This window comes from Nocardiopsis ganjiahuensis DSM 45031 (genome assembly GCF_000341085.1).
Classification (GTDB): Bacteria; Actinomycetota; Actinomycetes; order Streptosporangiales; family Streptosporangiaceae; genus Nocardiopsis; species Nocardiopsis ganjiahuensis.
The window spans coordinates 42,849-61,067 of the sequence record NZ_ANBA01000017.1 but is presented as its reverse complement, the minus strand read 5'-3'; the positions used below and the strand labels follow the sequence as shown (position 1 = coordinate 61,067).

Genomic DNA, 18,219 nt, shown 5'->3' with positions numbered 1-18,219 from the left:
TCAAGCTTCCAGACCCCTATACGGGTTCCTCCCCGTGACCGGGTGGAACCGTACCGCCAGCGCCGCCGGGCAGGGGACGCGGTTCCCCGCCGGGTTCGCTACCCGTGGGGGAATCGGCCCTCGGCTCGGTGCCGCTGGACTCTTGTGTGGCCGTCGGTGCCTCGTCCGCGGGGGCGGACTCGGCGACCTCGGTGCCCTCGACTCCGTTATCGGCGTCGTCAGTCGGTTCGGTTCCCTCCAGGGCAACCGACTCTTCCTCCTCCGCCTCGGTGTCGACGGGCAGAGTCCAGCATATGCGGGTTCCGGTCCGTCCGGAGTCCGGGCTGTCGGCGGTTTCGGACTCTTCGGTCTCCTCTTCGCCGGTGTCCAGCCACATGCGACCACCGTGGAACTCGACGATCTTCTTGCACATGGCCAGTCCGATACCCGTACCGGTGTACTTCTCCCTGGTGTGCAGGCGCTGGAAGATGACGAAGATCCGCTCGGCGTACTGCGGTTCGATGCCGATGCCGTTGTCCGCGCAGCAGAAGACCCACTCGTCGCCCTGGCGCTCCACACTGATGTGGACCGTGGGCGCGTCCTCGCCGCGGAACTTGACCGCGTTGCCCACGAGGTTGAAGAAGACCTGGGTGAGCAGGGTGCGGTCGCCCTGGACGGCGGGCAGGGTGTCGCCGGTGATCTCGGCGCCCGCCTCCTCCAGGCGTGTCTCCAGACTGCTCAGGGCGTCGTCCAGAGCCACGTTCAGGTCGACCGGAGCGAAGTTCTTGGTGCGCCCGACCCGGGAGAAGGCCAGCAGGTCGTTGATGAGGGTCTGCATGCGCTTGGCGCCCTCGACGGCGAAGTCGATGTAGGAGTCCGCGCGCTCGTCCAGCTGGCCCTGGTAGCGGCGCTGGAGCAGCTGGCAGAAGCTGGCGACCTTGCGCAGCGGCTCCTGGAGGTCGTGCGAGGCGACGTAGGCGAACTGCTCCAGCTCCAGGTTGGAGCGGCGCAGCTCCTCGGTCTGGTGCTCCAGCAGGGTGGACTGCTCCTGGAGCTTGCGCCGCGCGGAGGCGACCTCGTCCAGGTCCTGCACGATGCGCTCGCGCATGGCGTCCACGTCCTGGCCCAGCTGGACGATCTCCGGCGGCCCGTGCAGGGAGATGCGGTGGGCGTAGTAGCCCTCGGAGACCTGGCGCATGTGCCCGGCCAGCTCCTCCAGGGGGCGCAGCACCCACTGCTGGAGCATCACCCACAGGAAGACCGAGAGGAACACCACCACCAGGCCGACGAGCACCAGCAGGGCCACGACCTGCTGGGTGGCCAGGGTCAGGCCGCTCTGGGCCTCCTCGATCTCGCTCGTGAGGTGGTTCGTGGTGGCGTCGGCGGCGCGGTTGAGCTCCAGGAACAGCGCGCGACCGTGCTGGAGGTCCTCCTGGGTGGGGGTCTCACCGGTGCGGACCTGCTCCAGGACGGGTTCGGCGAACTCCTCGCTCCAGACGTCGCCGGCCTCGATGAGCTCGTTGACCTTGGGCGCGACGTCCTCGTTCTCCTCGGCCAGGGTGGTCAGGGCGCTCCGGTACTCGGCGAGAGCCATGCGCTGCTCGACGAAGGGCTGGAGGAAGTCGCGGTCGCCGGTGAGGATGTAGCCGCGCAGGGCGTGGTCCTGGCTGAGGTAGGCCGAGCGGGTCTGCTCGACGGTGCTCAGGCCCGGGGTCAGGGAGTCGACCTGCAGGACCAGGGAGTCCCGGGCCTGGAAGGCGGCGAGCGTTATCACCGAGACGGCGACCACCAGGACGACGGCGACCACCGTCAGCAGGCTGGTGACCCGGCGGCGCAGGCTCCAGGAGTGTCGGCTGGAGTAGATCCGCCCACCCGGGGTGGCGTTGACGAAGAGGCCTCCCCCGACGGACGCCCGGGAGCCCTCGTCCGGTTCCGGCCCCTCACCTCCGCCCTGTTCGGAAGCGGTCGCGGACTCGGTGTCCATGGTGTGGTGTTCCTCCCCGGTGGGGCTCACTCCGGCTCTCCGTGGTTGATGAGCAGCATCGCCACGTCGTCCTGGAGCGGCCCTCCGTTACTGCGTTCCGCCTCGTCCACCAGGTGTTCGGGCAGGTTGTTCAGGGCCACGCCCTGGCCGAGCGCGCCGTTGACCATCCGGCGCAGGCCCGCGACCTCGAGGCGCGCGGGCGGGCCGCCGTCGTAGGCGTCGACCAGGCCGTCGGTGTAGAAGAGCATGCTGACGCCCTTGGGCAGGACGATCTCGGTGACCTCGTCCTGGTCGACCGGGAAGACGCCCAGCGGCGGCTGCGGTACGGCCTGGATCTCCTCGGCGACGCCGCCGGCGACGATCATGGGCGGCGGGTGGCCGAGGACGCGCACGCGGGCCCGGTCACTGCCGGTGTCGAGGCTGGCCATGCACAGCGTCGCGTACATCTCCTCCTGGGCGCGTTCGCTGACCAGGAGGTCCTCCAGGTTGGGCAGGACGCGCTCCTCCGCGACACCGCTCATGACCAGAGTGCGCCAGGCGATGCGCAGGCTGACCCCGAGGGCGGCCTCGTCGGGGCCGTGGCCGCTGACGTCGCCGATGATGACGTGGGTGGTGCCGTCCTTCTCGACCGCGTCGTAGAAGTCGCCGCCGACCAGAGCGCGCTTGCGCCCGGGCCGGTAGTAGGCGCGGTGGCTGAGGGGCGAGCGGGCGAGCAGGACCTGGGGCAGCAGGCCACGCTCCAGGCGCATGTTCTCCCGGGCCCGCATGCGCGCCTCGCGCAGCTGGCGGGCGTTCTCGTCGGCGCGGCGCCGCTCCAGGGAGTAGCGCAGGCTGCGGGCCAGCAGGGAGCCGTCCACCTGGCCCTTGACCAGGTAGTCCTGGGCGCCCGCGGCGACCGCGGCGATGCCCTCGTGCTCGTCGTCGAGGCCGGTGAAGACCACGACGGCGGCGGAGGGCGCGCTGCCGAGGACCTCCCGCAGGAGGTCGAGGCCGTGCCCGTCGGGGAGGTTGAGGTCGAGCAGGACACAACCACGGAAGTCGGTGAGGTGCTCACGGGCGGCCTTGAGCGTGGAGACCCACGTGATGCGGGTGGCCAGCGCGGTGTCCGCGAGGAGTTCCTCGGCGAGAAAGGCATCGCCGGGGTCGTCTTCGATCAGCAGGACGTCAACCGATTCGACGGTAGCCTCCACCCGGTCGTCCAGGACGGTGTCGTCACCCAGGGCGGCGCTGCCGTGTGTCGCAGCGCCGTTCGCGGCGTGGGCCGCCTCGTCACCGGTGACCGTCACGGGATCGTGCCCTGTTCTCCTGGTATCCACTCATCGCCTCAAGGTCCGTGGGTCCGTGGGGCGCGCTGTCACGCCGGAAGCCCGAGGCGGACACCTCGGGTGTTCCCGGCGGTTCGGACCGCACGACATCCAAACGATAAACGCCCCGGTGACCAGTTGACCAGCAGACGAGACGAGACACATCCAACGCCGGCCCGAGGAACCGCCTTCCGGCCCGTGCGCCGGAAGGCCCGACCCGGTGGGACTTCCCGGCGTGCCCGAGGGTCCCGTGCGTGGTCAGAGCGTGCACGTGCGCGTGCGGAGGCACGTGAATCCTGTGACGCAGGGCACTTGAAGTGGGCATTGTGACCCCTTTTCATGACAGGTCGTCATATCCATCTTGACAACCCTGTCCGCCTAAATGACATGATGTCATAAAGATCCCGAAAAGAGAGGCGGAAAGTGCCGATGAGCGCCACAGCCGAGGCCCCCACACCGGCCTCCCCCGCCGCCGAAGAGCCGTTCTCCGAGCGCCTCAAGGCCGCCACCTGGGGCGATCACTCGGCCGCCGAGAACCACGGCTTCACCAAGGCGCTGCTCGGGGGCGAGCTCTCCCTCGCGGGCTACACCGCCATGGTCGCCCAACACCACTTCGCCTACGTGGCCCTGGAGCGGGTCGGCCGCGCACTGGCCGACGACCCCGTCGCCGGCCGCTTCCACTACCCGGAGCTGGAGCGCGTCCCGGCGCTGGAGGCCGACCTCGAGCACCTGCTCGGCGGCGACTGGCGCGACCGGATCTCCCCCACCCCTGCCACCAGGACCTACGTGGCGCGCATCGAGCAGATGGCCGACCACCCCGCGGGGTTCGTCGCGCACCACTACACCCGCTACATGGGGGACGTCTCCGGCGGGCAGTTCATCCGGCGGATCGCCGCCGAGGCCTACGCCCTCGCCGACGGCGCGGGCGTGGCCTTCTACGTCTTCGACGGCCTGGGCAGCCTGCCCGAGTTCCGCGCCGGGTACCGCGAGCGCCTCGACTCCCTGGACCTCGACCGGGCCGCCGCGGGCTTCCTCGTCCAGGAGACCCGCCTGGCCTACCAGCTCAACACCGAGGTCCTCGCCGACCTCGGCAGGAAGCACGTCTGAGCCCGGGCGTTCCGCCACGCGGCCTCCTGCCGCACCGAGGCCGGCCGTACCGGCGCCGCGGGGCCCGGTACGGCTGCTCCGGCGTGCCGCCTCGGCCGCTCGGACGTGCCACCATAGGAGTCATGCCCAAGATCACGGCTCCGACCATCGCCGCTCACCGTGCCCGCACACGGGAGCGCATCATGGACGCCGTCGAAGAGCTGATCAGGTCCCAGGGGATCGACCGCATCTCCATGACCGACGTGGCCAACGCCGCGGGCATCACCCGCACCGCGCTGTACAACTACTTCCCGGACAAGCCCGCGCTGCTCCTGGCCTTCACCGAGCAGGTCAACAGCGCGTTCGTCGAGCGGTACAAGCGCGAGCTCCCCTCAGGGGTGTCGGCGGCCCGCCGCCTCTCAGCCTTCGTACGCCTCCAGCTGGAGGGCCTCGTCGCGCATCCGCACCCGCCCGCCGCCGAGCTGGGCGCCAGCCTGGGCCCGGACGCCTACCAGGCCCTGGCCGCGCACGTCGCCCCGATGCAGCGCCTGCTCACCGAGATCCTGGAGGAGGGCACCGCGGCCGGGGAGTTCGACCGCCTGCCGGCGGAACGGGTCGCCGGGCTCACCCTGTCCATGGTGGGCTCCCAGCGGCTGCCCCTGGTGAACGGCGACATCAGCCTCGACGGGACCCACTCCCTGGTCACCCGGTTCGTGCTCCGCGCCCTCGGGGTGGCGACCGAAACCGTGGACACCATCCTCCCCGCGAGCACCACGGAGAACACGCAGGGCTCTCACTGAAACACCCTCGGTGATAAGGGTCAGGGCCTAACCGGCCGTGTCCGGGAGCGGCCACCGCCGACCCGCTTGAAGGCCGCGGGACCGGGGAACGTTCCGCTCTGCCCGGCCCTCCCGGGCGAGTCCGCCCGAACGCCTCCGAGTCCTGTTAGGCCCTCCTCCCCGTGTCCCTCACGCTGATCGCCCTCGGCACCGTCCTGGTGTCGATCGCCCTGTTCAACAAGGTGCCCCGCTACGTGCCCGGGCGCCCGCCCGCTCCCCGCGCCGGCGGCGGGGTCGTCACCGCCCAGCGCACCGGCGCGCCGCCAGGGCTGCGCCTGGTCCCCGCGCGGCTGACCGAGCAGGGGCGCGCCCTGCTCACGGCCGTGGGAGGGAGCGCGCTGATCGTGGCGTTCTTCCTCAGCCTGTCCGGTCTCTAGGGCGTGGTCGGCCTCCGGCCGGCCCGGTTCCTACCGAGGACGGCCTCCGGGGTACGGATTCCCCCGGAAGGCCCCGCGTCCGTTCGCCATGCGCAGCAGCAGGCCGCCCGCGACCGTGGCCGCGATGCCGCCGGTCACCGCCGCCACGGCGGCCAGCCGCTCCCGCAGCTGCGAGTCGCGGTGCGCGGTCGTCTCCGCGATCGCCCGGTCGGTGGCCCCGAAGGCACCACCGCACAGCTCGGCGTCCAGCTCGGTTCCGCGCCAGGGGGCGTTCCAGGTGCTCAGGGGCTCCAGGCCGCCGGGCGCAGGAGTGGTCCGCGGCTTCCAGCGCACCGCCTCTCCGAGGTCCACACCCTCACCGGAGAGCACGTCACCCTGGAGGAACCGCGGTGCCGGGCCGGTGTAGCGCAGCTCGCCGGGCGCGTTCGCGATCATCTCCACGAGCAGTCTGGCGCAGGCGCGCGCGTCGCCCAGTGCGGTGTGCTGCCCCGTCGGCCAGTCCCCGCTCAGCAGGTGGGTGGCGCGCGGCAGCGAGTAGCGCGGAAGGTCCAGCTGGGCACGCAGGGCGCGTAGCGTGCACAGGCCCGACTGGCCGCGCGGCAGCCCGGCCGGAACCAGCTCGGCGGCGAGGAAGCGCTCCTCGAAGTCCAGGTTGTGGCCGACCACCACCGCGCCGGAGAGCAACTGGGCGATCCGCGGCACGATCTGCTCCACACGCGGAGCCCCGATGACGTCGCCCTCACCGATCCCGTGGAACTCCTGGCCGCTGACGGGCGCGCGGGGGTCCACCAGCGTGCTGAACTCCTCCACGAGCTTGCCGTCCCCGCGCACCCGCACCACCGCGATCTCGACCAGACGCGCGCCCTCGCGCGGGTCCAGGCCGGTCGTCTCCACGTCGAGTACCGCGTACTCCAGGTCCGCCGCCCGCGTGCCGACCCTTCTCCGGGTCAGTGCGCCCGTCCGCAGCGTTCCCATCGTCTGCCCCAACTCCCTGTGTCGCGCCGGCGGCCCGGGCTCTCACGCCCGGCCCCGGCAGTGTCCTCGGGCGGTGTTCCAGCAGGTCGCTCCCGTTCTGGCAGGATGTTCCGACCGGATCACCGTCGGTTCACGACCTTACTGCCCGTGCCCGACACCGGGCGCCGCACGTGCCTGAGCAGGGTCGACACCGCGGACCGCACACCGCTGATCGGGAAGAACACGTGGTTTGTGTACGTTTTGACGCGTGCCCGGCACCGACGGGCACCCACCACCGGCCTCAACGGCGAGGAGAACCCGCATGAACCAGACCCCGCTGCCCAGCTACGCCCCTCTGACGGAGGTCGTCCGCTCCGGGATGCGCGAGGGCGTGCACTACGGAGCGGTGGTCGGCCTGTCCGCCGACGGCGAGATCGCCTACGCTCGCGGGCCCGTGCACGACCCCATGTTCCCCCGTTCCTCCGCCAAGCCCTTCCAGGCGCTGGCCATGCTGCGCGCCGGCGCTCAGCTGGAGGGTGCCTCCCTCGCGATCGCCGCGGGCAGCCACGGGGGTGAGGAATTCCACGCCGCCGAGGCCGAGCGCATCCTGGCCTCCGCCGGGCTCACCGCGGACGCCCTCCAGTGCCCGCCCGCCGTTCCCGGCTCCCCCACCGCCCGCAAGGCCTTCATCGCCGCGGGCCGCTCCCCCGAGCGCCGGTACATGAACTGCTCCGGCAAGCACGCGGGCATGCTCGCCGCCTGTGTCGCCCAGGGCTGGAGCACCGACGACTACCTCGACCCCGAGCACCCCCTCCAGCTGCTGGTGCGCGAGGCGACCGAGGACATGTGCGGGGAGACCGTCGCCCACACCGCCGTCGACGGCTGCGGCGCACCCCAGCTCGCGGTCTCCCTGACCGGCCTGGCCCGGGGCGTCCAGGGCATGCGCCTGTCGCCCGAGGGCACCCACGAGCGGAACGTCGTCGAGGCGATGAGCGCCCACCCCGAGTACGTCTCGGGCCCCGAGCGCGTCGACACCGACCTGATGACCCGCCTGCCCGGCCTGGTCTCCAAGATCGGCGCCGACGGCGTGCTCGTGCTCAACGCGCCCACCGGCGAGACCGTCGCGGTCAAGATCAGCGACGGAGACGCCGAGGAGCGTTCGCGTGTGGTGGTCGGCCTCACCGCACTGCAGGCCCTGGGCGTGGACGTCAGCCCCGTCAGCGAGCGCCTGACCACCCCGGTGAGCGGCGGCGGCCGCACCGTCGGCGAGGTCCGCGCTCTCTGACTTTTGGGCTTCCGCTCCGCTTCGGCCCACCCGTCGCCCGCCACCGCCCCCAACGGGCGGCCTGGCGGCCGACGGTACCTTCCGAGCAATCCCACTTCCAGCACCTCCCCGGGTCTCCTGCAACACCACCTGCCGGCGCCCGAACGCGAACCCCCTGGGACCGGGGCAACTGTGGCTAGGCTCCGGGGAAACATGACAGCTGAAGGAGAGATGGTGTCGGACACCCTGAACGAGATCGTCATCGCCGGTGCGGGCATGGCCGGTCTGCACGCGGCCGAAGCCCTGCGGGAGCGGGGCTTCGAGGGACGCCTGACCCTGGTCGGCGAGGAAGCCCACCGCCCCTACTCCCGGCCCCCGCTGTCCAAGGAGGTCCTGACCGGGATCGGGATGGACCCCGCGCACGGCGGCCCCGGCTGGCTGGTCGGACACCGCGCCCTGCGGCTGCGCGACGACTCCGCGGTGGACGGTCTCGACCTGGAGTTCCGTCCGAGCACCCGGGTGGTCGGGCTGGACCCGGCCGCCCGTGAGGTGCGCGTGGACGGCCCTGGCGGCGAGGGTTCGCTGCGCTACGACGGGCTGATCGTGGCCACCGGAGCGCGGGCCCGGCGCCCCGCCACCGACCTGGCGGGGGTGCACGTCCTGCGCACCCTGGACGACGCCGAGGCGGTCCGGGCCGCCTTCGACTCCACCGGACACCTGGTGGTGGTCGGCGCGGGGTTCGTCGGGGCCGAGGTCGCCGCGAGCGCCCGCGCCGTGGGCATGGAGGTCACCCTGGTCGAGGCGGCGACGACCCCGCTGACCCGGGTGGTCCACCCCCGGATCGGGGAGGTCCTCACCGATCTGCACCGGGAGAACGGCGTGGACGTGCGCCTGGGTGTGGGCGTGAGCGGGTTCGAGGGGGCGGGCCGGGTGGAGCGGGTCCGGTTGGCGGACGGCTCCGCGATCGAGGCCTCGCTGGTGGTGGCCGGCGTCGGCGTTCACCTGAACACCGAGTGGCTGCGTGGTTCGGGCGTCGACCTGTTCGACGACGGTTCGGTGGTGTGCGACGAGTACTCCGCGACCTCGGTGCCGAACGTCTACGCGGTGGGCGACCTGGCCAACTGGCCGCACCCGCGCTACGGCGGCCGGATCCGGCTGGAGCACTGGACCAACGCGAGCGAGCAGGGCGAGGCGGCCGCCCGCAACCTGCTCGCCGGGGCGGGGCGGACGCCCTTCACACCTGTGCCGTATTTCTGGTCCGACCAGTACAAGAAGAAGGTCCAGCTCCTGGGGCAGGGCGCGCCCGCCGATCAGGTCACCTTCGTGCACGGTTCACCGGAGGACCGAAAGTTCGTGGCGTTCCTGGGGCGCGGGGGGATGCTCACCGGTGTCCTGGGCCTGCGGTCCACCCCGCGCACCATGCGCTACCGCGGCCTGCTGGAGAAGCCCACCACGTGGGACGAGGCACTGGCCGCGGCGGGTGTCACCCCGTCACGGTGATGGCCTGCTTGGGGCACAGCCTCTCCGCCTGACGGACCTTGTCGCGGAGCTCCTCGGAGGGTTCCTCGGTCAGGAGGTACAGGAAGTCGTCGTCCCTGACCTCGAACACCTCGGGGGCCGCGCCCATGCACAGGGCGTTGCTCTCGCACTGGTCGTAGTCGACCTCGACTCGCATACTGCCTTCTCTCCGGGCCGTCGGGCCCCTGGGGATCTGCGGGTGGCAACACCCTAGCCACAGCACCCGCGGAGTCGGTATTGCCGCATTTCGGACATGCTTGTCCCGGGGGCCTCTTCCGGCCAGGCACTGCCCGCCGAAGAACCCTTTCGGCGCGACCGCCGTCACACCACGCGGAACTCCCCGACCGGGGCGGAGTGGAAGAGGTGGGGCATGAGCGCTGAGGAGACGGACCGCTCGGTGCGGGACGGCCGGACCGGTGACGCGGAGGAGCCCGCGACACCGCGGTCGGAGCCGCCGGAGAGCGCGGTGGGGCGACCCGCCGAGGAGGGTCCCGAGGCGGAAGGTCCCGGTCCGGAGGGTCCCGAGCCGGAAGGTCCCGATCCGGAGGAGAGACCCGCGGAACAGGAGCCCGGAGCGGAGGAGCGGGGAGAGGAGGACCCCGGTGCGGAGGTGGCCGAGGAGCAGGGGTTCGGGGCATACGAAAGGCGCTACGACGCACTGAGGTACGCGGCCCCGCCTCCGAGGCCCCGGGCACCGCTGCCGGAGGCCCCTGTGTGGCTGCCGCTCGCGGTGTTCGGCGTGGGTGTCCTGGGGTTGTTCCTGGCCACCTTCGACCGCCCCGGGATCGGTCTGGTCATCACCGGTCTGGCGGCCGGGCTGACCGCGTTCACCGCCCTGCTGGTGCGCCCGTCGATCCCCGAAAGCGCCGAGGACGGCGCGGACGGTTCTCTCGGGGAGGACCCGGAGGAAGGCACCGGCGACTCGGGCGAGGAGGCCGACGGCTTCGAGGACCGTACGGGCCCCGACCGCTACCGGCACGCGTGGTCGGCGGTCTACGGGGTCCTGGCCACCGCACTGCTGGCCACCGCCGCCCTGCGCGACGCGGGCTGGGTGCTCACCTGGACGCTGACCGCCGCCTTCTTCCTGGCCTCCCTGGCCTTCGCCGTGCACAACCCCGCCGCGCGCCACAGCACCGTCGGGGCGGCCGCCGGCTCCGTGGCCCTGCTGCGCAACGCCTTCGCCGTACCGGTCTTCCTGGGCCGCCCGCTGGTCCGGTTCAAGGCGTCCAACCGGGCCCTCGTGCCCGCGCTGGTCACCACCGGGACGACGCTCGGCCTGCTCGTGGTCTTCGGCGGACTGTTCGCCTTCGCCGACCCGGTCTTCGCCGCCCACGTGGAGAACCTGTTCAGCGCACCGGACCTGAGCGTGGGTGGGCTCCACCCGATCGGCGCCCTGCTCGCCGCCCTGTTCACCGGTGCCGCCGTCCTTGCCGCGCGCCGCGGCACGGCCCCGCGCCGCCCCGTCCCGGGGTCCGTCACGCCCCGGGCGACTCCCCCGGGCTTCCCCGTGCCGGCCCCCGACCCGGAGGCCTCCGCCCCGCCGTGGCCGGTCTGGGTGTGGACGGTGCCGCTCGGCGCCCTGGCCGCCCTGTTCACGGCCTTCCTCGCGGTCCAGGCCACCGCCATGTTCGGCGGTGACGAGTACGTTCAGCGGGTCGCCGGGGTCATCTACGCGGAATACGCCCGCCAGGGCTTCTTCCAGCTGGTGGTGGTGAGCCTGCTCGTGCTCGGCGTGGTCGCCCTGGTGGTGCGGCTGGTGCCGGGCCTTTCGGGAACCCGGCTCCTGCGCAACTCGATGCTCGGCGCGCTGTGCTTCCTGACCCTGGTCATCCTGGCCTCGGCGATGATGCGGCTCCAGCTGTACATCGACGTGTTCGGACTGACCCGGCTGCGGGTCGCCGCCGAGGCGTGGATCGTGTGGAGCGCGCTGCTGTTCGTCCTGATCCTGGTCGCGGGCGTGCTCGACTCCCTGGGCCGCCGGACCCGGTGGCTGCCGCGCGCCGCCGTCGCCCTGGGCGCGGTGGCCCTGACCGTGTTCGCCTACAGCGATCCCGACCTGCGCATCGCCGAGAGCCACCACGACCTCGACCTCGCCGAGGTGGACACCTGGTACCTGCGCGGGCTGTCCGCGGACGCCGTGCCGGGGCTCATCGAACTGGAGGGCGACGACCGGGGCTGCGCCCTCGACCGGATCGGGGACCGTCTGCGGACCGCGGACGGCTTCGGTGCCGGGAACCTCTCCCGTGAACGGGCCCGTTCACTGCTGGCCGAACACGACCTGCTCGGTTCGTCCGCCCCCGAGTTCGTCGACCGCTCGCACTGTGCGGCCCCCTACTTCCACTGAACGGGCAGCGGGGGCGCGCCGTGTACGGCGCGCCCCCGCTCACCGGGTTCCCGCCCGCCGCTCGCCGCTACTTGGCGAAGCGGTCGGTGGCCTCGATCAGCTGGTCGAGGATGCCCGGCTCGCTGAAGGCGTGACCCGCGTCGTCGATGACGTGGAACTCCGCCTCCGGCCAGGCACGGTGCAGGTCGTAGGCGGTGCGCATCGGGGTGCACACGTCGTAACGGCCCTGGATGATCACACCGGGGATGTGGCGGATGCGCTCCGCGCCCTCGATGAGCTGCTCCGGCGTGAGGAAGCCCTTGTTGTGGAAGTAGTGGTTCTCGATCCGGGCGAAGGCCAGCGCGTAGTCCTCGTCCGCGTGGTGCTCGCGCAGCGCGGGGTTGGGCCGCAGCGTGATCGTCGACCCCTCCCACACGCTCCACGCGCGGGCGGCCTCGAGCCGCACCTCCCGGTCCGGGGACTCCAGACGGCGGGCGTAGGCGCCGATGAGGTCGTCGCGCTCCTCCTCCGGGATGGGGGCCAGGTAGGACTCCCACAGGTCCGGGAAGAGGTTCGAGGCGCCCTCCTGGTAGAACCAGCGCAGCTCCTGGTCGCGCAGTGTGAAGATGCCGCGCACGACCAGCTCGGTGACACGTTCGGGGTGCTTCTGGGCGTAGGCGAGGGCCAGGCAGCTGCCCCAGGAGCCGCCGAAGACCTGCCACGCGTCCACGCCGATCATCTCGCGCAGGCGCTCCATGTCGCCGACCAGCGACCAGGTGGTGTTGGTGGACAGGTCCGCGTCCATACGGCTGGCGTGCGGGGTGGAACGCCCGCAGTTGCGCTGGTCGAACAGGAGGATGCGGTACTTCTCCGGATCGAAGAGCCGGCGGTGGTCGGGGGTGCAGCCGCCGCCCGGGCCACCGTGCAGGAACACCACGGGCTTGCCCGCGGGGTTGCCGCACAGCTCCCAGTAGACGCGGTGTCCGTCGCCGACGTCGAGCATGCCCGAGTCGTACGGCTCGATGGACGGGTACAAGGTGCGCAAAACGTGGGACCTTTCGTCGCGGGTGTGTGTCTGTACTGGTCGTGGCTGTGCCGTGTCGTCCCCCGGAACCGGGATCAGAGCCGGTCCAGGAGCTCGGCCTTCTTGGCGCTGAACTCGCTGTCGGTCAGCAGACCCTCGGCGTGGAGGCTGCCCAGCTCCCGGATCTTGGCGAAGATCGCCTCGCTGTCGTCGGCCGGGCGCGCGGCCTCCAGCCCGGCGGGCTCCCCGGAGCCCTCCACGGCGGTCCCCGCCTGCGCCAGGGCGATGTGGGCGTTGACGGTGGCCGCCAGCAGCAGGCTCTCCTCGCTGCCCTTCAGGCCGTGCGAGGCCAGGGTGAAGAAGTCGTTCTCCAGGCCGGACGCCTCGGGCAGGGTGACCCCGCGCAGCACCACGCGCAGGAAACCCTCGTCGAAGTCGATCTGCGGGAACCACTGGAGGCTCTCGATCTCGCCGAAGGGGAACTCGCGTGACTTCTCCGTCCCCTTCGCGGTGCTGGCCATCCAACCGTCCCACTGGAGCCGCACGCGCTGCCCGTCGAAGGAGGCGGAGCCCTCCCCGGTGCGTGCCTGCAGGGGCGGCCTGGCCACCAGTCCCAGGGCGGCCCGTACGGGATCGAGCGGCGCGGTGAGGATCTCACGTGCGTAGCGGGCGGACTCGGCGATCCGGTCCGCGCTGTACTCGGCGACCAGTTCCAGGTCGTGCGGACCGGTCAGCTGCAGCGGTGTGGTGTTCTGGGCGGCGCCCGAGGTCTCCAGGCGCGCGTAGGGGTCGGCCCCGTCCACCAGGCGCAGGCGGAGCCGCCACCCGTGCTTGCGGTCACCGGGGTCGAACTCCACCTCGCGTACGGCCGCCAGCGGGACCGAGCACTGGCCGAGCGCCTTGAACAGGGTCGGAACCTTGCGTCCGGTGCCGAAACTGACGCGCACGTTCTCCTCGTCGAAACGCCAGATGGCGTGATGTCCGCGAAGTTCCTCCATGGGCAACCATCCTAGAGGTGCCCCACGGGGCGGACATCCTCCCCGATACGCCTCGGAGGCCCGGGCGGGCGCCCACGGCGCGTCCGGGCGGCTCCGGGGTTCGGCGGGCGAGGGGTCGGGACGGCCGGTTGCGGGTAGAACCGCAGGGGCACACCCCGTCCCGCCACCCGTCCGGTGGCCGGGAGCCCGTGGGCGGCGCGCACGGCGCGCCCGCCCCCGAAGCGGAGGCCTTCGATGTCGCACGAGATGTCCGAGGGGGCACGGGAGTTCCGCGCCGCGCGGGACCTGCTCCTACAGCACCGGGAGGACCAGGAGACGGCCCACCGGGAGTTCACGTGGCCCCGGCCGGAACGGTTCAACTGGGCTCTGGACCACTTCGACCTGGTGGCGGCCACGCGCCCGGACCGGACGGCGCTCTGGCTGGTCGAGGAGGACGGCACGGAGGCCCACCACACCTACCGGCAGCTGTCGGAGCGCTCCAACCAGGTGGCGAACTGGCTGATCGGCCAGGGCGTGCACCCGGGGGACCGGATCATGCTCATGCTCGGGAACCAGGTCGAGCTGTGGGAGACCCTGCTCGCCGCGATCAAGCTGGGCGCCGTGATCACCCCGACCGCGACCAACCTGTCCGAGGGCGACCTGGTGGACCGGCTGGACCGGGGCGACATCGCCCACGTGATCTGCTCCCCCGCCGAGACCGCGCGGTTCGCGAACCTGGACGGCCACTGGACCCGGATCTGCGTGGGCTACATGGACGGGTGGCTCAGCTACCCGGACTCCGAGCACTCCGGGCTGGAGTTCACCCAGCCCCGGCACACCGAGCCCGACGACCCCCTCCTGCTGTACTTCACCTCGGGCACCACCGCGCGCCCCAAGCTGGTCACCCACACCCAGAGCTCCTATCCGGTGGGCCACCTCTCCACCATGTACTGGCTGGGCGTCCGACCCGGCGACGTGCACCTGAACGTGTCCGCGCCCGGCTGGGCCAAGCACGCCTACAGCAGCGTTTTCGCTCCGTGGAACGCCGAGGCCACGGTGCTGGTGCTCAACCAGGAACGGTTCGACCCGGCGGCCCTGCTGGACGCGGTGGTGCGCTGCGGGGTGCGTACGCTCTGCGCACCGCCGACGGCCTGGCGGATGCTGCTCCAGGCCGACCCGGGGGCGTGGGAGGTGGGGCTGCGCGAGGCGGTCTCCGCCGGGGAACCGCTCAACCCGGAGATCGTGGACCGCATCCGTGACGCGTGGGGGATCACGGTGCGCGACGGGTTCGGGCAGACCGAGACCACCCTGCTGGTCGGCAACGGCCCCGGGCAGGAGGTGGTTCCGGGGTCGATGGGACGGCCCATGCCCGGTTACGACATCGTCCTCGTCGACCCGGAGACCGAGGAGCCCGCGGACACGGGCGAGATCTGCGTGGACCTGGCCGACGAACCCGTGGGGGCGATGCGCGGCTACTCCGACAACCCCGAACGCACCCGGGAGGCGACCCGGCGCGGCCTGTACCGCACCGGGGACATCGCCATGCGGGATTCGCGCGGTTACATTACCTATATCGGCCGCTCCGACGATGTGTTCAAGGCCTCGGATTACCGCATCTCACCATTTGAACTGGAAAGTGTTCTGATCGAACACGAATACGTGGCCGAGGCCGCGGTCGTCCCCTCCCCCGACCCGCTGCGCATGTCGGTCGCCAAGGCGTACGTCTCCCTGGCCGAGGGCGCGGCACCCGACGCCGACACCGCCCGCGCCCTCCTGGAGTACGTCCGCGACCGCCTGTCGCCGTACAAGAGGGTCCGCCGCCTGGAGTTCACCGCTCTGCCCAAGACCGCCTCGGGTAAGATCCGACGAGTGCAGCTGCGCCAGGCCGAGGCCGAGCGCGGCACGGTCACCGACGGCACGCGCAACCCGCGCGAGTTCTGGGAGGAGGACCTCCCAGGGCTGAAGGACTGAGCGCCCGGCGCTCGAAGGGTCCCGGCGGGAATGGTCACCGCGCATTTTCGTCTCAACCTCTGGGACGCCTCCTTCCGGAATGCGCCGGTGTGGTCTTTCCCATCCCCCGTTTCCCACCGAATTGCCGACGCGATCGTGTCCGGAGTTCCGGGGCGCGCTACGGTTTTGTTGCGACACGATCAGCCTGACGGGACCTAGGGGAGACGATGACGAGCACCAACGACACACGGGTGGCAAGCTACAAGCCGCTCATCGCCCCCCGGGACCTGCTCGCCGAGCTCCCGATGAGCGAGGAGAGCACCGCCCTGGTGGAGAGCTCGCGCGCCGAGGTCAAGCGTGTGCTGGACGGCGAGGACGACCGCCTCCTGGTCGTCGTCGGTCCCTGCTCGGTGCACGACACGGAGTCGGCCCTGGACTACGCCCGGCGCCTGCGCGACCTGGTCCCGTCGGTCAGCGGCGAGCTGTGCGTGGTCATGCGCGTGTACTTCGAGAAGCCCCGCACCACGGTGGGCTGGAAGGGCCTGATCAACGACCCGGGCCTGGACGACACCTACGACGTGCACCGCGGCCTGCGCACCGCCCGCAAGCTGCTCATCGACATCAACGCCCTGGGCCTGCCCGCGGGCACCGAGTTCCTCGACCCGATCACCCCCCAGTACATCGCCGACGTGGTGTCCTGGGGTGCGATCGGCGCCCGCACCACCGAGAGCCAGGTGCACCGCCAGCTCAGCAGCGGCCTGAGCACCCCGGTCGGCTTCAAGAACGGCACCGACGGAGACGTGCAGGTGGCCGTGGACGCCGTGGGCGCGGCTGCCGCCTCCCACACCTTCTTCGGCGTGGACCCGGCGGGCGCCGGCTCGGTCGTGGTCACCGACGGCAACCCGGACTGCCACGTCATCCTGCGCGGCGGCCGCAGCGGCCCCAACCACGGCTCCGAGTCGGTGGGCTCGGCCCTGGACGTCATCGAGAAGTCGAAGCTGCCGCGCCGTCTGATGATCGACGCCAGCCACGCCAACAGCGGCAAGGACCACGTCCGCCAGGCGCAGGTCTCCCGGGAGATCGCCGCCCAGGTCGCCGAGGGCCAGAAGGGCATCGTCGGTGTGATGCTGGAGAGCTTCATCGAGGAGGGTGCCCAGAAGCTGGGTGACCCGGACCAGCTCACCTACGGCCAGTCCATCACCGACAAGTGCATGAGCTGGGAGACCACCGAGGGCGTCCTGGAGAACCTCGCCGAGGCCGTGCGCCGGCGCCGTAAGAACACCGTCTGAGACACACCGGTCAGCGGAAGGGCCCGACACGAGCGACGTGTCGGGCCCTTCCGCGCTGTCCGCCGGTTCAGGCCCGGGTGTCCTTGACGGTCTCGCCGCCCTGGACGACCAGCACGACGTTGTCCCGATCACCCAGCAGGGCGATGTCGGCGACCGGGTCGCCCTCGCACACCACGAGGTCGGCGAGCCTGCCCGCCTGGACCGTGCCCGTCCGGTCGGCCGCGCCCACCAGCTCGGCGGCGTTGCGCGTGCCCGCCACGATCGCGTCCATCGGGGACAGCCCCACGGACACCAGCTGGGCGAGTTCGCGCAGGTTGCGGCCGTGCTCGGAGATCCCCGCGTCGGTGCCCATCGCGACCCGCACCCCGCGGCTGACCGCGTGCGAGATCCGCTCGTAGGTCTCGTCGGCCAGTGCCCGCTTGGTGTCGATCGACTTCCGCGACATCAGGTGGATGCGGTCCGCGAAGTCGAACGTGGTCAGGGTCGGCACCAGGAACGTGCCGTGCTCCAGCATGAGGTCGATGCCCTCGTCGTCGATCAGGTAGCCGTGCTCGATGCTGGCCGCACCGCCGCGTACCGCGTTCCTGATCCCCGCCGCGCCCTGGGCGTGCGCGGCCACCGGCCGCCCGCCGTGCCTCGCGGTCTCGGCGACGATCACCGCGATCTCCTCCTCGGTGATCCCCTCGTCGGTGGGGCCGTCGGAAGGGCTGGAGAGACCGCCGGTCGCGCACACCTTGATCACGTCGGCGCCGTCCCGGATGAGGCGGCGGGTGGCCACCCGGACCTCCTGGGGGGAGTCGGCGATCTCCGCGGCGGTGTGCTCGCAGTCGTGCGAGTTGGCGCCCGAGGGCAGGGTGAAGTCGGCGTGGCCGCCGGTGTGGCTCATCAGGCGCAGCGCCATGCTCAGGCGCGGTCCCCGGATCAGGCCCCGCTCCTGGGCGATCCGGAACCCGGCGTCGGCCCCGCCGAGGTCACGGGCGCCGGTCACGCCCGCCTCCAGGGTGACGCGCATCCGTTCGGCGGACTCGAAGGCGTGCAGGCTGCGGGAGACGTCCGCGTTGTTGGCGGCCAGGGCGCGACCGTCGGCGAATCCGAAGTGCACGTGGGTGTCGATGAAACCGGGCAGCAGTGTGCGCCCGTCCAGGCTCTCCACGGTGTCCTCGGGGCGGGCCCGGGGCGCGTCGGCGGCGGGGCCCGCGTAGACGATCACCCCGTCCTCGACGAGGACCGCGGCGTCCGCGAGCGGGGCGGCCCCGGTGCCGTCGACGAGGGTGAGGTCCCGGTAGAGGGTCCTGGCGCCGGTCATGGGGGCTCCTTCTTTCGGGTGCGGGCCGTTGGAACAGGTGTGCGA

General features: G+C 71.8%; 15 protein-coding genes. 8 read left to right on the top strand and 7 right to left on the bottom strand.

The genetic code is table 11. The features are described 5' to 3' along the window. Positions 1 to 16: 16 nt before the first annotated feature. Both D458_RS34070 and D458_RS0123545 read right to left on the bottom strand, forming a co-directional pair. A complete protein-coding gene (locus D458_RS34070; protein ID WP_017589191.1) occupies positions 17 to 1,993 on the bottom strand; it encodes a sensor histidine kinase in 1,977 nt (658 codons plus the stop codon). Next, positions 1,990 to 3,249 (bottom strand): PP2C family protein-serine/threonine phosphatase, encoded by a 1,260-nt coding sequence (locus D458_RS0123545; RefSeq protein WP_017589190.1) that lies wholly within the window; start codon positions 3,247 to 3,249, stop codon positions 1,990 to 1,992. The genes D458_RS34070 and D458_RS0123545 overlap by 4 nt, the downstream gene beginning before the upstream one ends. Before the next feature lie 447 nt (positions 3,250 to 3,696). On the opposite strand from D458_RS0123545, the gene D458_RS0123540 reads away from it, so the two are divergent. The 3 genes from D458_RS0123540 to D458_RS0123530 all read left to right on the top strand — a co-directional run bounded on the left by D458_RS0123540 (position 3,697) and on the right by D458_RS0123530 (position 5,569). Beyond that, positions 3,697 to 4,374 carry a biliverdin-producing heme oxygenase gene (locus D458_RS0123540; protein ID WP_017589189.1) on the top strand — a complete coding sequence of 226 codons (678 nt, stop codon included), beginning with the start codon at positions 3,697 to 3,699 and terminating at the stop codon, positions 4,372 to 4,374. 122 nt (positions 4,375 to 4,496) lie between these two features. Next, the gene (locus D458_RS0123535; RefSeq protein ID WP_017589188.1) at positions 4,497 to 5,153 is read left to right on the top strand and encodes a TetR/AcrR family transcriptional regulator; all 657 of its coding nucleotides are present in this window, start codon (positions 4,497 to 4,499) and stop codon (positions 5,151 to 5,153) included. A gap of 161 nt (positions 5,154 to 5,314) precedes the next feature. Then, complete coding sequence (locus D458_RS0123530; protein ID WP_017589187.1) at positions 5,315 to 5,569, top strand: hypothetical protein; 255 nt, start codon at positions 5,315 to 5,317, stop codon at positions 5,567 to 5,569. A gap of 30 nt (positions 5,570 to 5,599) precedes the next feature. Here D458_RS0123530 and D458_RS0123525 read toward each other — a convergent pair whose 3' ends face one another. Then, entirely contained in the window at positions 5,600 to 6,544 is a 945-nt protein-coding gene (locus D458_RS0123525) for a 3'-5' exonuclease (protein WP_017589186.1), read from the bottom strand. 301 nt (positions 6,545 to 6,845) lie between these two features. On the opposite strand from D458_RS0123525, the gene D458_RS0123520 reads away from it, so the two are divergent. Next, positions 6,846 to 7,808 (top strand): asparaginase, encoded by a 963-nt coding sequence (locus D458_RS0123520; RefSeq protein WP_017589185.1) that lies wholly within the window; start codon positions 6,846 to 6,848, stop codon positions 7,806 to 7,808. 213 nt (positions 7,809 to 8,021) lie between these two features. Continuing rightward, on the top strand, positions 8,022 to 9,287 hold the full coding sequence (locus tag D458_RS0123515; protein ID WP_026119624.1) for an NAD(P)/FAD-dependent oxidoreductase: 1,266 nt from the start codon (positions 8,022 to 8,024) through the stop codon (positions 9,285 to 9,287). Here D458_RS0123515 and D458_RS0123510 read toward each other — a convergent pair. Beyond that, positions 9,271 to 9,462, bottom strand: coding sequence for a ferredoxin (locus D458_RS0123510; protein ID WP_017589183.1), 192 nt, complete (start codon positions 9,460 to 9,462; stop codon positions 9,271 to 9,273). The two genes, D458_RS0123515 and D458_RS0123510, sit on opposite strands and share 17 nt — an antisense overlap. 213 nt (positions 9,463 to 9,675) lie before the next feature. On the opposite strand from D458_RS0123510, the gene D458_RS0123505 reads away from it, so the two are divergent. Continuing rightward, entirely contained in the window at positions 9,676 to 11,649 is a 1,974-nt protein-coding gene (locus D458_RS0123505; protein ID WP_017589182.1) for a DUF4153 domain-containing protein, read from the top strand. Positions 11,650 to 11,716: 67 nt separating this feature from the next. Here the strand turns inward: D458_RS0123505 and pip are convergent, their stop codons facing one another. Together pip and D458_RS0123495 are read right to left on the bottom strand one after the other, a co-directional pair. Beyond that, positions 11,717 to 12,673 (bottom strand): prolyl aminopeptidase, encoded by a 957-nt coding sequence (pip, locus tag D458_RS0123500; RefSeq protein WP_017589181.1) that lies wholly within the window; start codon positions 12,671 to 12,673, stop codon positions 11,717 to 11,719. A gap of 74 nt (positions 12,674 to 12,747) precedes the next feature. Further along, positions 12,748 to 13,650, bottom strand: a complete 903-nt coding sequence (locus tag D458_RS0123495) for a DUF4429 domain-containing protein (protein ID WP_017589180.1) — start codon at positions 13,648 to 13,650, stop codon at positions 12,748 to 12,750. A gap of 234 nt (positions 13,651 to 13,884) precedes the next feature. On the opposite strand from D458_RS0123495, the gene D458_RS0123490 reads away from it, so the two are divergent. Both D458_RS0123490 and D458_RS0123485 read left to right on the top strand, forming a co-directional pair. Further along, positions 13,885 to 15,600 carry an AMP-binding protein gene (locus D458_RS0123490; RefSeq protein WP_017589179.1) on the top strand — a complete coding sequence of 572 codons (1,716 nt, stop codon included), beginning with the start codon at positions 13,885 to 13,887 and terminating at the stop codon, positions 15,598 to 15,600. Positions 15,601 to 15,806: 206 nt separating this feature from the next. Continuing rightward, entirely contained in the window at positions 15,807 to 16,868 is a 1,062-nt protein-coding gene (locus D458_RS0123485; protein ID WP_017589178.1) for a 3-deoxy-7-phosphoheptulonate synthase, read from the top strand. Positions 16,869 to 16,935: 67 nt separating this feature from the next. Here the strand turns inward: D458_RS0123485 and D458_RS0123480 are convergent, their stop codons facing one another. After that, positions 16,936 to 18,174, bottom strand: coding sequence for a metal-dependent hydrolase family protein (locus D458_RS0123480; RefSeq protein WP_017589177.1), 1,239 nt, complete (start codon positions 18,172 to 18,174; stop codon positions 16,936 to 16,938). Between the last annotated feature and the right edge of the window lie 45 nt (positions 18,175 to 18,219).

Excerpts from the sequence above, each read along its gene's own strand:
- D458_RS0123540 (WP_017589189.1), top strand. The coding sequence starts at position 3,697 with ATGAGCGCCACAGCCGAGGCCCCCACACCGGCCTCCCCCGCCGCCGAA.
- D458_RS0123535 (WP_017589188.1), top strand. The coding sequence starts at position 4,497 with ATGCCCAAGATCACGGCTCCGACCATCGCCGCTCACCGTGCCCGCACA.
- D458_RS0123525 (WP_017589186.1), bottom strand. The coding sequence starts at position 6,544 with ATGGGAACGCTGCGGACGGGCGCACTGACCCGGAGAAGGGTCGGCACG.
- D458_RS0123520 (WP_017589185.1), top strand. The coding sequence starts at position 6,846 with ATGAACCAGACCCCGCTGCCCAGCTACGCCCCTCTGACGGAGGTCGTC.
- D458_RS0123510 (WP_017589183.1), bottom strand. The coding sequence starts at position 9,462 with ATGCGAGTCGAGGTCGACTACGACCAGTGCGAGAGCAACGCCCTGTGC.
- D458_RS0123505 (WP_017589182.1), top strand. The coding sequence starts at position 9,676 with ATGAGCGCTGAGGAGACGGACCGCTCGGTGCGGGACGGCCGGACCGGT.
- D458_RS0123495 (WP_017589180.1), bottom strand. The coding sequence starts at position 13,650 with ATGGAGGAACTTCGCGGACATCACGCCATCTGGCGTTTCGACGAGGAG.
- D458_RS0123490 (WP_017589179.1), top strand. The coding sequence starts at position 13,885 with ATGTCGCACGAGATGTCCGAGGGGGCACGGGAGTTCCGCGCCGCGCGG.
- D458_RS0123485 (WP_017589178.1), top strand. The coding sequence starts at position 15,807 with ATGACGAGCACCAACGACACACGGGTGGCAAGCTACAAGCCGCTCATC.
- D458_RS0123480 (WP_017589177.1), bottom strand. The coding sequence starts at position 18,174 with ATGACCGGCGCCAGGACCCTCTACCGGGACCTCACCCTCGTCGACGGC.